Origin of the sequence: Shewanella sp. BJSY2023SW007 (assembly GCF_047314525.1) — a bacterium.
GTDB classification, from domain to species: Bacteria; Pseudomonadota; Gammaproteobacteria; order Enterobacterales; family Shewanellaceae; genus Shewanella; species Shewanella chilikensis.
On the sequence record NZ_JBKORL010000025.1, the window covers coordinates 38,038 to 53,354 of the forward strand.

The following is a 15,317-nucleotide window of genomic DNA, read 5'->3' on the forward strand; positions in this document are numbered from 1 at the left end:
ACGGACTGGGTCCAATCCAAAAAATACAGGGAGACTCGAACCGCCGACTTAGCGCTTCATTGCTGGATAGGTGAACTCATGGCACTGATTGCAATAAACCTTGCTCTCTTTGTGCTCCTGATGGCAGTAAGTACATGGCAAGTCCGTGCCATAGTGCAAACTGTCATGGGGGTTGGGTTCAACATCATGACCGGCGTTGGCCGGACGTGCTGTCTGCTTGGCAACATCTTCAGGAGTACCGTGGCAGGCTTCACAGGCTGTCGCATCGGGAATGGTCTTGCGCTTGGCATCACCATGGCAGGCGGCGCAATCAATACGACCATTTTCAGTCGTCATGATTTCTTTGTGGTAGTCCTTGATCTTCATTGCGTTGGCCGCTCCAGGCAGCAACAAGGCGCAGGCTACAAGAACAGTGGATATCATCTTCAACATCTTGGGCTTCCTGTTGCGGGGCAGTTGCCTGCCCCGCTCTTCTATCAGTAGTTGGCAATAAAGTCGTGTGACGCCTGAATATCAGGAGTGAAAGGGCGATCCTTGCTTACGAAAGGCACTTTTTGACGATAAGCTTCATACATAGCGCCTGTGGCTTTACCCTGTTTCAAGCTCTTATCGTGCATCTTGCGCAGATCGATAGCTTGAGTAGAGTGCAGCAGCTCCAGACCATAGATGGTGTTGGTGTTGTCAACAATCTGGACCAGATTGTCAGAAGCCAGTTTCAGGTTGGTGAAAGTGTCTTCGATATTACCGGCAATCTGAACACCATCGAATGAAACCGGGCTAGCCAGTTGCTTGTTACGCACCTGCATGTCAACGAAGGCTTTCTGGATAGCACCGAAAGCATGACCATTGTTTTCCGGACCGGCCAGGAAGCGGCTCAGACGGGTAAAGTGGGCATCAGACAGGTGGATAGTGCGCATTACACTGTTGTGAGACACGTGAGTCAGGGCAGTGCTCAGGTTCTGTACCGCCAGGGCAACAGGTAGTGGCTCGAAGTTGGTGGTTGGGAACACACCGCCCTTGCCTTCAACCATGTACTTGGCTACTTGAGGGAACTGGCTGTAGTCCTTGGAAGCACCCAGTACCACGGCAGGGTTATCGTCTGAGTGGTTGATCTGAATATCGATCACTTCGCCCAGATCCACCAGAGCTTTCTTGGCGCTGGCCAGTGTGTAGGCTGTGGTACGGTAGCTAAGAGGATCCTGCAGCGGACGCTCATCATTCAGTTGCCACAGATAGCTTCCATCCAGCTGCGCCAGAATATCCTTGGTAGTTGCCTGAATATAAGGGAAAGGACGAATATCATTGGTTTGTGGCAGGAAAGGTGCCACGTTACCGTTCAAACCTTCAAGGCTCAGACCGAATACGGTTGGGGACACTTCCAGCAAGTGCTTGGCATCCTGATAGCCCTTCATCGCATAGGCTACAGCCACCGCGTTGTTGGACAGGATGGACAGAGCATCTTTACCCATAGGCTCCAGCAAAGGAACTCCGGCATCGGCCATGGCTTCACGGCTGCTGACACGCTTGCCCTTGTAGAACACTTCCCACTCACCAATCATCGCCAGACCTACATGAGAGGCCAGCAGGATGTCGGCTTCACCCACAGTACCCTGTGAAGGAATGACAGGAGTAATCCCCTTGTTCAGGTAGGCTTCGTAAAGGTCGGCAACCACAGGCTGAACCCCGGTTTGACCGGCCAGAATGGTATTGAGACGCACAGCCAGAGCAACACGGGTCAGACGCACAGGCATAGGCTCACCGACACCGGCGCTGTGAGCGCGCAGCGTGCTGTAGTTGAAGCTACGGGAAGCATCCATAACGGCAGCACTCAGCTTACCATTGGCATCAAACAGCTTGTGGTCTTTGTTCAGGCCCACACCTACAGTCAGACCATAAACCGGCTTACCCAGACGCGCAGCTTCCATCAACAACTCGTGCGCCTTAACCAGTTTGGTACGGGCCTGAGAGGCTACTTTGACTTTGGCACCATCGGCAATGGCCCAGGCTTGTTCCTGAGTCATATGCTTGCCATCCAGAACCACTTGTTCCATTGCCAGAGCACTGCCTGACATCAGACCCAGCGTCAGCGACGCCAGCATTAAAGATTTGTTCATCATCTTACTCCTTATTATTGAATTTGTTACGCTTGTTTCAGTGCAACCGGCTTGGCAGCAGCACAATTGCGGCCGGCGTTACGGCCGGTAACAATACCTTCAGCCACAGCACAGGCACCTAGGCGGCTGGCACCGTGAATACCGCCGGTGGATTCGCCGGCCGCATACAAGCCTGCAATCGGCTGGTTACTGACCAGATGCAGGACTTCAGAATTGGTATTAACCTTGACACCACCCATGCAGTAGTGAACTTTTGGCCACATACGCACTGCGTACCATGGGCCCTTGTCCAGGACTATGGCTTCCTGCATTGGACGACCAAACTCTTTGTCATCACCGCTCTTGACCGCTTCGTTCCAACGGGCCACCTGCGCCTTGAGCTTGTCGGCCGGCATACCATAAGCCTTGGCCAGCTCATCCAGGGTGTCAGCCTTGGTGATCACCTTATACTTGATGCCCCAATCCAGAGTTTGGGCATTCTTGGCGCCTTCGGCATTGGTAAAGCCAATGGGGTACACAGGGTTGTTGTGCTCATCTCTGCGGGTCATGATGGCATCGGCACGCGCCTTACGATCGGCCAGCTCATTGAAGAAACGCTCACCGGTGCGCACATCCACCACTATGCCGTGAGGATAAGTGGCGATGGTATTGAACTGGGATGCAGTTCCAAAACCTTTCTCATCAGGTGATGCCCATGGGCCCAGTTGAATTTGATCCAGATGGATAGGGTTGGCACCCAGAAGCATCATCTGCTTCAGTGCTTCAGATGTCGCACCCGGATGGTTGGTTGAGTCCAGATCATTGTTCAGCTCAGGCAGCTGCATCATGCGATATTCAATATCCCGGCCAAAGCCACCGGTCGCCATGATCACCCCTTTGCGGGCACCTATGGTGCGTATCTTACCTGTCCGCTCCCGTGGGAAATAATAACCTTCACGAACCTCGACCCCGATCACGCGGCCTTCGTCATCTCGGATAAAAGATTCGAGCTTGGTTTGATTTTTCATGATCACGCCTTTGGCGCGGGCCGCCTTGACCAGCGGACGTATGATACCGGCACCGGAGCTTTCAACTGTCTGCAGTACCCGCTGCACACTGTGACCACCGAAATGCTGTACGAAAGGCTTCCACTTGACGCCGTAGTCAATCAGCCACTGGCATGATTCCGCCGTGCCGTTACATACCAGCTTGAGCATCTCAACATCATTCATGCCACGACCTGCGCGCAACATGTCGGCCACCATGGCATCAACTGAATCTTCAATACCTGCCTGCTTTTGCAACGGAGAACCGGCAACCGCCATAGCACCACCATTAATGGTTGAGTTGCCGCCAAAAACCGGCATCTTATCGATAACCATTACGCTGACGCCGGCTTCACGGGCCTGCAGGGCCGCTGCCATACCGGCAAAGCCACTGCCGACCACCAATACGTCTACCAGTTCATCAAAGGATTCCGGCGCCTGTTCGCGACACTGGGCCATGGCACCATTGCTGACAGCCATCCCCACCCCGGTCACTGCCAGAGCGGCGCCGCCTTTGAGCAACTGACGACGACTACTGTCTATTTTCTGTTTTTCTGTCATGTACTTATTTTCCTTTCATGCAGGGAAAGAACTTCAGTCAACCAGTTGCACTGGCCATGCCAACTAACCAAAAAGAGGTGCTCAGGGGGAGATTTATGATTACGGCCACAGAATCACGAAATATAAAGATCTACAATCACGAAACTTCGCGGTTTATTTGAAATATCAATGGAAAAACACTTTTATTACGAGTGTACCAGGCGGCTCTGCAGTAGCCTGCAGTTGGAAACCTCGCTTAAACACTACTTCGACTATGTACGTGACTCAGTGCCTCTCGACGGCCTATTCATTAACATTTATCGAAAAGAATTCAACGACATACAATTTATCGCCCAGGCCAGCGAAACGCAGGCAAGCACGCTTGATGTCCAGGTTTCCCTCCCTGAGGGACTGGCCAAAACGCTGGAAGATCCCGATAGACCCAGGGTGAGGATTGTTAACGACATTGATCATGATCCCGTGACATCCCAGGTTGCCCCTAAGGTGATCCCCGGGATCCGCTCACTGATCATTTTACGTATGTCGATGGAAGATACCCATTTGGGCATAGTAGGCTTTTATTCCAAGAGTGCCGGCTCCTTCCGCCCCCGACACGCAGATATGTTGGCGCCACAGATGAGTACCTTTGCCCTGATCACAGCCCTCAACCTCAGAGGTCGTAATCTGCTGCTGGAAAATCAGGCGCTGGCCAAACAAAACGTTAGCCTCAAACGCACGCTGGATGTGCAAAACGGTGTGGTCGGTGCCAACTCGGGGCTGAAACAGGTGATGCAACAAGTGCAATCCATCGCCCATCTCAACACCACAGTACTGATGCTGGGGGAAACCGGTTGCGGTAAAGAGGTGATCGCCAACGCCATTCATGAACTCTCGGCCAGGGCCGGCAAACCCTTTGTCAAAGTCAACTGCGGCGCCATTCCCGAGACCCTTATCGACTCAGAGCTGTTCGGTTATGAGAAAGGCGCCTTTACCGGCGCAGAGTCGCGCAAGGCCGGTTATTTTGAACAGGCCAACGGCGGCACCATCTTCTTAGATGAGATTGGTGAACTGCCACTCTCGGCTCAGGTGAGACTGCTGCGGGTACTGCAAAACAGCACCATTACCCGGGTCGGTGGCCATGAACAGGTACACCTGAACATCAGAGTGATAGCGGCAACCCACAGGCACCTGCAAGCCATGGTGCATCAGGGGGATTTTCGTGAGGATCTCTGGTATCGGCTGGCGGTATTCCCGATAGACATCCCCTCTTTACGCCAGCGGCGTACAGATATCCCTCTGTTGGTGCAACATTTTATTGAACAGCTGAGCGCCCGATTCCAGTTACTCAAACTACCCTGTATCCGCCCTGAGCAGTTGGCCATTCTCAGTCAGTACAATTGGCCCGGCAATGTCAGGGAGCTGATTAATGTGCTGGAGCGGGCCATCATTCAAAACCCGGCCGGACCACTGGACTTCAGTTTCCTGGCGCCGCAAACCGAAGCCGTGGCCACTGCCAGCGGCCAGACCATAGTGGTCGACCCCAGCCATGCGGGCAATCAACTGGTACCGCTGGAAACCATGACCCGTAAATACATAGAGCACGCCCTTAAAGTGACCGGCGGCAAGCTATACGGCCCCGGCGGTGCTGCCGAGCTGTTGGATATTAACCCCAATACTCTACGCAGCAAGATGAAAAAACTGGGGATCGTTTAGAAACAGGACATAGCAAACGACTCTGGAAAGGAGCAAGCTCATTCCGACGGGGAAAAATAACATAAAAGGCCGACAGTCATCACTTTCGGCCTTTTTATTGCGCCTTGCTGCCGGGTCTTGCTGTTGCATCTTATTGCATCGACAGGCTTAAAACCGCATATACCCGTGGCGTTAAAAAGCGTAGCGAAGAGAGAAGCTGTACTCCAGGCCATCGTTGGGTGCAGTGCCCCAACTCTTGTAGTGTGTCAGTTGCAGCTTGAGACTCAAGTCTTGTGCCAATGGGCCGGAAACAGCGGCAAACAATTGATGACCATAATCGTCGTCATAACCAAAAACAGCCGCATGCTCGTGGTCACGCCCCAAAGCGGCGGTGTAATCCAAGTTTAGTTTCCAACCTTTGGGGAACACGGGCAAATCGTAATAACTGTTGCCATTGAACACTACGCCGGATAACCCTGAGTAATCTTTATCGGTCAGATTGGACTGACTCACAGTATAGTGCCCCGCCAACCCCAGGTTGAAACGCAGCGCACCGCAATCAAAATGCTGCTTCAAGCCGAGATAAAAATTGTCCTCGGTCAGGTGCTTATGGGTGCCGAGAAAGTTTTGCAGCCACAGTGCGGTACGCTCTTCGTTGAGCCGATAATGCCAAACCGTCAATGACTTGAAGGCGACCCGTTTATCCGCCACCCATTTACCGGGGTTTTCCACCTTGAGCAGCTGGTAAAAAGTATTGCGCTCGTCACGACTGAAATGACTGAGCGCCACAAAGCTTTGGTTGAAAGCCCCGGGATTATCGTCACGGGTGGCGCTTGTAAACCCCAAATAACCGGCTTCTATTTGAGTCGATGCGCCGGCATCAGCCATGCCAAAACCGCCAAGCAAAGTAACGGCCAACCCGATTATTTTACTATTGAGTTTCATCTTTTCCTTGTTCAATCAGTGTTTCCTTCACACCCTGGACTCATGTCCTTGATGGCATCTAGTTTCCCTTGTCCAATGCAATGGATAAGCTATTGAATAAAGTAAAAAAAGGCCACCCTAAGGTGGCCTATGCAGGGAAATACAGGGAGCCCCTTAGAAGAAGTAACGGATACCTACCGCATAGTTGTTGTCCTGCAGATCTTCCCAGGACTTGTCATCCATGCTGCTGAAGTCAATCTTGGCTTCGGCATACATCACAGTGTCACGGCTGTAACGGTAGTGCAGACCCAGAACTGCAAATTGGCGGGTCCAGTCACCTTGGATGGCGGTGTTGGCATCAGTATCCAGATCCTGATAGCTCAGCAGGAATGAAGGAACAAAGCCGTTGTCATACTGGTAAGCGACGATGAATTCACCACCGGTAGAATCGTACAAGTTGCCACCAACCAGTTCGTTTTGCTTACTCTTGTGAGCGTTGAAGCCAACGTACAGACCATCTGCTTCGCGGCCTGGAGCATACTGGTAGAAGCTGCCGTACTGGGCACCGATACCGACGATCTGGTTAGTATCATCAACGGCGACACCGGCCAGGTTGCCTTCAAAGTCACCACGGTTGAAACCGGCCAATACCTTGAACTTATCGGTTACATAGTAAGTCACGCTGGCACCATAGCTGGAGTCAAAGCTCAGCTCAGAGCCATCATTTAGCGCCGCGCCGTTTTCGTCAAACAGGGCAACGTCGTCATTTTGCTTGGAAGCATACTGAAGGGCGATATGCAGCTTGCCGAAGAAGGTGTTGCGATACTGGAAGGCAGCATCTGCACGACCAGCACCTGTCAGGCCGCCGTCACCAAAGGTGTATGCACCTACAGACCAGCCAGTGAAGGCATCCAGGATATCTGTGGTATAAGCCACATCATAGTATGCCCCCCACTGCTTACCGAAAGTCAGAGTACCCCACTTGTCGTGAGCCATACCCACATAACCCAAGCGGTTGAACAAGAAGTCACTGTTCTTCTCGGCACGCATCTGACCACCGCCCTGGCCTTGGGTGTAGATCAGGCCGTCATCACTGGTCACCATGTTAATGCCCCACTCAGTGTGGGCAAAGGCGCGCCAGCCGTTGCGTTCCTGGCGATCAAAACGGAAACCTACGCGAGAGAAATTATCGATAACAGATGTTTCATGACCATCATTAAAGGCGGCAAAACCCAGCCAACCTATCATGTTTACACTATTGGTCTGATCTTTATACAGTTCTACAGCTTGAGAAGCGCCACTCGCCAGCATAGCCGGGATCACAAGTGCCAGGATCTTCTTGTTCATATTCATTACCCTTTTATAAGTAAAACGCGTTTAATACGCTGATTTATTAGACATATTTCTATGTGTTACTCGAGGGCTGCAGTTTGCGTGCCAGCTGTAAAAAAGCCAATTCCAGCCCCTGGTTTCCTGCGCTGGATCGACAAACCGTGAAATATCGTGATTGGAAAGCGTTAAATGCCGTGGGAAGAATTAAATATCGTTGTAACAAGCGAACTGTTTCTGCAGCAAAAGGGATGCATGCGTATCGACAAGGGCTGAATCAATCACCTTGACAACAAAGATTAACAGATTGATTTTTAAACACTTAAGTTAAGATTGGTTAAAGTGATCGCGAATGCTTGATGTAACAGGAACCGATAAAAATGATCAATAAAACCGCCTTGAACAGAAAATAAAATTACTTTATTAAGATATTGATTTTGTAAAACTTTAAATATATTCAGCCAAGATTTGCAACCCAAGCCAACTCTATTGCATTATGGGGCAGTCAACCGCTGACACCTGGAGGGAATATGGAAAGCCTGCAACATCTGCCCGCCGAAATACTGCTGGGCATAGTCAATGAGAAACTAAGACTCCGCTGCCCGGATAGAGATGCACTTTATTACGAGCTTGACCTGTCGCCTACCCTGCTCGAGCATAAGCTCAGTGCGCTGGGATACGAGTATCATGCCCTGTCCAACCAATACCGACGCTTGAAATAACCGCCCGTCCTCAAGAAGTTGCGAACAGGGCTTTGGTTTTGCTCTTGGTCGCTGAGCGATAGTTGCGCTTGCCGCTGCCCGTCTTGTTGCCAGTGCTCTTTTTGGTGCTTGTGCCCTTGGAGGCACCAGCCTTAGCTGGCATAAGCGCCGCTGCGGCGTTTACGTCCTTTGAAGCCTGTACTTTTCACGCCACTCAAGGCCGTAGGCAGTTGTGCCTTGGCCTGCTCAATAAGCTCGCCCAGTTTAGCCGTCAAGGGCTGCATAAAGGCCTGATATTTAAGCTCACGGCGACAAATCGCATCTAGGCTACTTTCCCACAGCGCCGTCATATCCGGCGTGGTGGCCACTTCAGGCAGGCTTTGAATAAGCCCGCTACCGGCCTCGGTAGCCAAAATACTCTTGCCCTGACGTTTCAAAAAGCCACGTTTAAACAAGAGTTCAATGATCCCGGCGCGGGTCGCTTCTGTGCCCAGACCATCGGTTTCCTTGAGAATTTTGCGGATCTCTGGGTCTTTCACATAGCGGCTTATACCTGTCATCGCCGCCAGCAGTGTGGCATCGGTAAAATGCTTGGGGGCCTGGGTCATCTTTTCCACTAGTTCCCCCTTGAGGCAATCCAGCATCTGCCCCTGAGTCAGCTCAGGCAAAGCAGTTTGAATATCTTCCGCTTCATCGTCGGCTTTTTGTTTGCCAAACAATTGCTTCCACCCCTGTTTCAATGGCTGTTTGGCCTTGGCCACGAAACAACCTCCAACAATGTCGATCACAACGCGGGTTTCAAGGTACTCATAATTAGGGTAAAACTGCGCCAAATACTGACGGGCGATCTGCAAATACACCTGACGCTCACGCTGTGATAAAACACCAAGGTTAGCCGTCTTTTCCGTAGGCACTATCGCGTGATGGGCGTCCACCTTGGCATCATTCCAGGCCTTGGACTTAAGGGCGGGATTGGGCGCTTCACAGCCTTGCAGCAGCTCCGCTGCCCCTTGGGTAATGGCATTCAAGACTGCCGGGGCCAGCTGGAACTGCGCCTTGGGCAGGTGACGGCTATCGGAGCGCGGATAGGTTATCAATTTATGCCGTTCGTACAGAGACTGCGCCGTATCCAGCACCTCTTTGGCGCTCATACCGAAGCGTTTGGCGCAATCAATCTGCAGCGCCGACAGACTATAGAGCAAAGGCGGTGCCTGGTGTCTTTGCTTGCGCTCCAGCTCATCAACCCGGCCGGGTTGGCCGGTGATCCTGCCGACCACATTCATCGCCAAACCGCGCGAAAGCACCCGCCCCTCTTCGTCCATCCAAGGTTGACAAGCCTCACTGGGCTGCCAGCGGGCGCTGAAACAGCTCCCCTCTTGGGTGCTAAGATGGGCCAGTACTTCATAAAAAGGTTTGGGCACAAAGGCAGCGATTTCCAGGTCGCGCCGGACAACCAAACCAAGCACAGGGGTTTGCACCCGACCGACCGACAGCACCCCCTGATAGCCCACCTTGCGCCCCTGCAGGGTATAGGCACGGGTCATATTCATGCCGTAGAGCCAATCGGCTCGACTGCGCGCCAGTGCCGAAGTCGACAATGGCACAAACTCGCGGTTGCTGCGCATCTGCCCCAGGGCGCGCTTTACCGCCTGCGGGTTGAGATCGCTTATCAACAAGCGTTTGACCGCCGCCAACTTATCGCCCTTGACCCCAAGATGGGCAATCACTTCATCCACCAACAACTGCCCTTCCCGGTCCGGATCGCCGGCATTGACCAACTCACTGGCCTGCTTGACCAATTTACGCAAGACACTGAGTTGGCCGCGACTGCTGGCTTTGGGTTTAATCTGCCAATCGGACGGGACAATAGGCAGATGTTCCAACTGCCAGGACTTGTAGGCGGGATCGTAAGCATCCGGCTCAGCTTGCTCCAGCAGATGACCGATACACCAGGAAACACAATCACCGTTGCCAAGCTCGATATAGCCCTCATGTTTGCGATGGGGTTTAGGGAGCACCTCGGCGATGGCGCGCCCAAGGCTGGGCTTTTCGGCGATATAGAGGATCATCCACTGCGTCCTTTGACTGTCACTGGACAGTATTACTGGATAAAATTACAGTAATTTTAGCCAAGTCAGCTTTAGGCTGCAAATAATCCTTCTTATGCTTCCCTATGGTAACTCCGGAGCCATAGTTCTTGGTTTGAAGCCGAGCTGTTTAACGCACTTTTGTTCCGATGTTTATTATCTGAATCCCCACTTCCCTAATCGCTATACCCTCTCGGACTAATTGAGAATTTCTATTTGTACTTAGTAGCGAATGCTATTATAGTATATCCATTAGAAAAATCTTATTGATGAAATTCTGATGCAAGTGGGAAAAACGCTATATGACTGAACAGACAACTGTAGCTGCGATGCCAGGTCTAAATGAAGCAGCTCCGCCTTTCACCGCAAAAACCACCCAGGGTACGCTTAGCCTGGAAGACTACAAAGGTAAATGGTTGGTTCTTTTCTCTCATCCGGCAGACTTTACCCCGGTATATACCACTGAATTTATGGCGTTTGCTCAGGCAAGTGCAGATTTTACAGCGCTTAATTGTGAACTGATGGGGCTGTCTATCGATGGTGTTCATGCGCACATCGCATGGGCTCGTAGCGTTAAAGATAACTTCGGTGTTGAAATTAACTTCCCGATTATTGCTGACCTAAATATGAAAATTGCTGGTGCTTACGGCATGGTTCAGCCAGGTGCGAGTAATACTTCTGCGGTTCATGCCACTTTTGTTATCGCCCCTGAAGGCGTGCTACGCGCAATGCTTTACTACCCAATGAGTAATGGCCGTTCAGTAGCAGAAATTCTACGTCTAGTTGAAGCGCTACAAACTAGCGATGCAAACGTATGTGCAACTCCAGAAAGCTGGCTCCCAGGCAATGAAGTGATTGTTCCACCACCAGCAACCGCTCAAGAAGCCGAAGTACTTAAAGTTCAAGGTTATAACTAGGTTGACTGGTACTTCAGTAAAAAAACTGTAATCCGCAAACCATGCCTGTTGCTATGTAAACAGGAGCTATCCGGCCCACGTGACGTTAATCATCTTTTATGGAATCAAGGAGGAAATATGACTCCCGGCGTTTACGAATTTTTCGATCCGAAAACCTTTACCTACAGCTATGTAGTCGTAGATCCAAACAGCCAGCAATGTGCCGTTATCGATTCGGTACTAGACTACGACCCCGCTTCAGGCAGGACTTCATACGAAACAGCAGATAAGCTGATTGAGTTTGTAACGAAAAGTGGCTTAAAGGTTGAGTGGATTCTTGAAACTCATATTCATGCTGATCATCTCAGCGCAGCCCCCTATATCAAGCAGAAACTTGGGGGCGAACTGGGTATTGGTGACAAAATCACTGTGGTACAAGATACATTCGGCAAGCTATTTAATGCCGGTAGTGATTTCGCGATGGATGGCAGTCAGTTTGATCATTTGTTTGCCGATCAAGAGACTTTTACTCTTGGTAGTATTGAAGCACACGCAATTCATACTCCGGGCCACACTCCTGCCTGTATGGCTTATGTGATTGGTAACTGCGTATTTGTTGGCGACACCTTATTTATGCCCGATTACGGCACCGCCCGTTGCGATTTCCCCGGAGGAGATGCAGCAACCCTCTATCGCTCAATTCAGAAATTATTCGCTCTGCCTGATGAAACGCGTGTCTTTATGTGCCATGACTACAAAACACCAAATCGCGAAGAGTATCTGTTTGAAACTACGATTGGTGAGGAGCGCCTATACAATATTCACGTCAAACAGAATATTTCTGAGCAGCAATTTGTTGAGATGCGCAGAGCACGTGATTCCACACTGAATATGCCAACCCTGATTTTACCTTCGGTTCAGGTCAATATGCGTGCCGGAGAGTTACCACCGGAAGAAGATAATGGTGTGCACTATCTGAAAATACCATTGAATAAAGTCTGAAACGGAGTTGCTGTTATGCTGACACCAATCTATTTAACGGAATCAATTACCGTTTCACCACAAATTTTTCCCAGTGACATACCACGTCTGGCATCAATGGGGTTTAAGTCGATCATCAATAACCGTCCAGACGGAGAAGAAAATAATCAGCCCTTGAATAGAGAAATTGAACGACTGGCTAAAGAACATGGTATGACCTATTTTCACTTACCGGTTATTTCCGGAAATATTACTCAGGATCAGGGGAAGCAGTTTAGTCAGTTCTTTGTACACGCCCCTAAACCTATTTTTGCTTTCTGTCGCACAGGAACACGTTGCAGCGCACTCTGGTCGATGAGCTGCACGGAACTGGGTTCATTTGATCGGCGTATTGCCCAAGCTACCGAAATGGGTTTTGATCTTAGTTGGGTTAAGCAACCCGATTAACCGAATTCACACATTGCTTAGGATAGCCAAAGCATGAAAAATTCCTGGTTGAAATGGTTGCCGATATCATCTTGGTTGCCTGATTATTCGCGTCATGACGCCACAAAAGATAGCTTAGCTGCTATTATCGTGACTTTGATGCTTATCCCACAAAGCCTTGCATACGCGATGGTTGCTGGTCTGCCCCCCATTGTTGGTCTGTACGCCAGTATCCTGCCGCTGATCATTTATACAATGCTTGGCACCAGTAAAACACTGGCCGTGGGCCCGGTAGCGGTGATCTCGCTAATGACCGCAGAAGCCATTGCTCCGCTGTTTGAAACTGGTAGCCAGGGTTATATCACCGCCGCTGCAACCTTGGCATTTCTTTCCGGTATAGTGCTATTGCTAATGTCGGTACTAAGACTGGGATTTCTGACCACATTTTTAAGCCATCCGGTGCTTTCTGGCTTTATGACTGCTTCTGGTATTCTTATCTCTATTGGTCAGCTTAAACATATTTTTGGCGTGTCACTGCATGGGGAAAATGTGCTGCAGCGCTTGACCAATCTTATTCTTGCGTTACCCCAAACTAATCTCTATACCCTGATGATTGGGGCGTTCAGTTTGATTGCCCTTATCTATGCACGCAAAAGCCTCAAACCCAATTTGATCAAACTAGGACTTTCATCAGAACTGGCAAGTCATGCAATCAAACTGGCTCCAGTGATGGTGATGATATTGAGTATTGTGTTAGTGGCCCTGTTTGATCTGGACAAAAAAGGCGTCAGCGTAGTCGGCCAGATCCCAAGCGGTTTGCCTAGTTTTTCACTGCCATCGCTCGATCTCGCACTAATCGAAGACCTGCTTCCGGCTTCGATTCTGCTGAGTATTATCGGTTTCGTCGAGTCAGCTTCAGTTGGGCAAACATTAGCGGCGAAACGTCGCCAGAGAATTGAGCCAAATCAGGAGCTGATTGCCTTAAGTGGTGCCAACATCGCATCAGCTATTAATGGGGGATTCCCGGTTACAGGTGGTCTGTCGCGCTCAGTAGTCAATTATGATGCTGGCGCTGAAACGCCAATGGCGGGAACATTTACCGCAATTGGAATCGGCATTACCGTGCTTTATTTCACCCCGCTGTTTACCTATTTGCCACATGCGGTGTTAGCGGCAACCATTATCGTTGCTGTATCGGCACTGATTGATGTGAGAGCCATTATCCATACCTGGAAAAGTGCAAAGAGTGATGCTATCGCCATGTTTCTTACCATTATCGGTGTATTGGCATTTAATGTTGAGACTGGCGTATTAACGGGGCTGGCTACATCTCTAGCGCTATTTCTATGGCGCACCAGTCGGCCACATATTGCAGTGGTTGGTTTAATTGAGGGAAGCCAGCATTTTCGTAACATTCTTCGTTTTAATGTCATCCAAAGTAAAACGGTACTCAGCCTGCGGATTGACGAAAGCTTATATTTCGCCAATGCTCGTTATCTAGAAGATCAGATAATGGAACATTTGCAACAGTATCCTAAAACCCAACATCTGGTATTGATGTTATCCGGGGTGAACACAGTCGATACTAGTGCTCTGGAAAGCTTAACGTTAATTCACGACCGCCTGAAAAACTCCAATATTCAACTACACTTATCAGAAGTTAAAGGCCCGGTCATGGATGATATTCAAAAGTCGGACTTTTTTGAACACTTCAAAGGAAAATTTTATATTAGTCAGTATGAAGCAATAGTTGATCTGGATAGTTCGATAATTTAGAAAGAACTATAGTCTTCTAATGCCAATCAATTAAGACAAATAACTTAACATGCTAACCGAAAGACTAAAAACCGGATGACCCCATGTCATCCGGTTTTTTAGGTTAATCTCAGATTAGCGCGGACAGGAAAGTAAAACGATTGGAGAGCTATTATTTAGTCGTTAAACAATTACCAATCCCAACGGTTCTCGATGTCGAATAGGCTTTGTTGAATAAAATATTTTCAACTGAAATTTATCGCGAATTAAACTCCGAAGTGCACCATTCGCTAAATTAAGCTACCTCGCGTAATTTATTAAATACCGCAACATGTTAACCTGCGAAAATAGCCCTGATTAAGCACTCTGTAATTTAAGCAACTGCCAGCCAAACTGGCCACTTTCGGATAAAGCTAAAACCAGTTACCCCCTTTACTGAGTCTGGCACGGAAACGGCGCCCCCCTGGGGATTTAAGGTGGCACAGGGGCTCAGGATGTTAAGACCAAAGCAATTTGAACCGCCAATTCATCACTCCAAAAATAAACTCTTTTGAATCATAGTGTTACGCACCTTTATTTTCTAAGATTGTACTCCTTTTTTGTACCTATTCCAATCAGAATATCACCTTAATTCGGCACTGAAGCTATCCACTAAAGGGCTTAAACATCAGCAGGCTAATACAAAGTGTTACGGGGATAAGACTTTAGTGGCATGGACAAAAAACACACAATAGATAGCATGATATTGCACTTTGGTTAATCATAAGGAGTTGATATGAAAAATATAAGTGTGGCAATGGCATTGGTTTCAGCTGTTGTGTTCTCTCAAACCACGTTAGCGAGCGAC

12 protein-coding genes are annotated in these 15,317 nt (G+C 49.7%); 6 read left to right on the forward strand and 6 right to left on the reverse strand.

Going from position 1 to position 15,317, the window contains the following annotated elements:
• Nucleotides 1–48: 48 nt before the first annotated feature.
• The 3 genes from ACMHXE_RS04860 to ACMHXE_RS04870 are packed head-to-tail and all read right to left on the reverse strand — an operon-like array spanning nucleotide 49 to nucleotide 3,700.
• Nucleotides 49–432: a cytochrome c3 family protein gene (locus tag ACMHXE_RS04860; protein ID WP_101056144.1), complete on the reverse strand. Its 384-nt coding sequence runs from the start codon at nucleotides 430–432 to the stop codon at nucleotides 49–51.
• 44 nt (nucleotides 433–476) lie between these two features.
• Nucleotides 477–2,114, reverse strand: a complete 1,638-nt coding sequence (locus ACMHXE_RS04865) for an HAL/PAL/TAL family ammonia-lyase (protein ID WP_101056146.1) — start codon at nucleotides 2,112–2,114, stop codon at nucleotides 477–479.
• 26 nt (nucleotides 2,115–2,140) lie between these two features.
• Nucleotides 2,141–3,700 (reverse strand): flavocytochrome c, encoded by a 1,560-nt coding sequence (locus ACMHXE_RS04870; protein ID WP_039032793.1) that lies wholly within the window; start codon nucleotides 3,698–3,700, stop codon nucleotides 2,141–2,143.
• Between the two features lie 168 nt (nucleotides 3,701–3,868).
• Between ACMHXE_RS04870 and ACMHXE_RS04875 the strand changes: the two genes are divergently transcribed.
• Nucleotides 3,869–5,392: a sigma 54-interacting transcriptional regulator gene (locus ACMHXE_RS04875; protein ID WP_413731544.1), complete on the forward strand. Its 1,524-nt coding sequence runs from the start codon at nucleotides 3,869–3,871 to the stop codon at nucleotides 5,390–5,392.
• 171 nt (nucleotides 5,393–5,563) lie between these two features.
• Here ACMHXE_RS04875 and ACMHXE_RS04880 read toward each other — a convergent pair whose 3' ends face one another.
• Entirely contained in the window at nucleotides 5,564–6,316 is a 753-nt protein-coding gene (locus tag ACMHXE_RS04880; RefSeq protein ID WP_413731546.1) for an outer membrane protein OmpK, read from the reverse strand.
• Between the two features lie 153 nt (nucleotides 6,317–6,469).
• Complete coding sequence (locus ACMHXE_RS04885; RefSeq protein WP_071475950.1) at nucleotides 6,470–7,642, reverse strand: porin; 1,173 nt, start codon at nucleotides 7,640–7,642, stop codon at nucleotides 6,470–6,472.
• 512 nt (nucleotides 7,643–8,154) lie between these two features.
• On the opposite strand from ACMHXE_RS04885, the gene ACMHXE_RS04890 reads away from it, so the two are divergent.
• Nucleotides 8,155–8,346 (forward strand): DUF4250 domain-containing protein, encoded by a 192-nt coding sequence (locus tag ACMHXE_RS04890; RefSeq protein ID WP_165565254.1) that lies wholly within the window; start codon nucleotides 8,155–8,157, stop codon nucleotides 8,344–8,346.
• A gap of 131 nt (nucleotides 8,347–8,477) precedes the next feature.
• Here ACMHXE_RS04890 and ACMHXE_RS04895 read toward each other — a convergent pair whose 3' ends face one another.
• The gene (locus ACMHXE_RS04895) at nucleotides 8,478–10,394 is read right to left on the reverse strand and encodes a DNA topoisomerase III (protein ID WP_413731549.1); all 1,917 of its coding nucleotides are present in this window, start codon (nucleotides 10,392–10,394) and stop codon (nucleotides 8,478–8,480) included.
• Between the two features lie 320 nt (nucleotides 10,395–10,714).
• Here ACMHXE_RS04895 and ACMHXE_RS04900 point away from each other — a divergent pair, with 320 nt between their 5' ends.
• The 4 genes from ACMHXE_RS04900 (at nucleotide 10,715) to ACMHXE_RS04915 (ending at nucleotide 14,491) form a co-directional block, all read left to right on the forward strand.
• Nucleotides 10,715–11,329: a peroxiredoxin gene (locus ACMHXE_RS04900; protein ID WP_413731551.1), complete on the forward strand. Its 615-nt coding sequence runs from the start codon at nucleotides 10,715–10,717 to the stop codon at nucleotides 11,327–11,329.
• Nucleotides 11,330–11,446: 117 nt separating this feature from the next.
• Nucleotides 11,447–12,310, forward strand: a complete 864-nt coding sequence (locus tag ACMHXE_RS04905) for an MBL fold metallo-hydrolase (protein ID WP_101056158.1) — start codon at nucleotides 11,447–11,449, stop codon at nucleotides 12,308–12,310.
• Nucleotides 12,311–12,325: 15 nt separating this feature from the next.
• Nucleotides 12,326–12,736 (forward strand): TIGR01244 family sulfur transferase, encoded by a 411-nt coding sequence (locus ACMHXE_RS04910; RefSeq protein ID WP_101056160.1) that lies wholly within the window; start codon nucleotides 12,326–12,328, stop codon nucleotides 12,734–12,736.
• Nucleotides 12,737–12,769: 33 nt separating this feature from the next.
• Nucleotides 12,770–14,491, forward strand: a complete 1,722-nt coding sequence (locus ACMHXE_RS04915; RefSeq protein WP_413731554.1) for a SulP family inorganic anion transporter — start codon at nucleotides 12,770–12,772, stop codon at nucleotides 14,489–14,491.
• Nucleotides 14,492–15,317 lie beyond the last annotated feature (826 nt).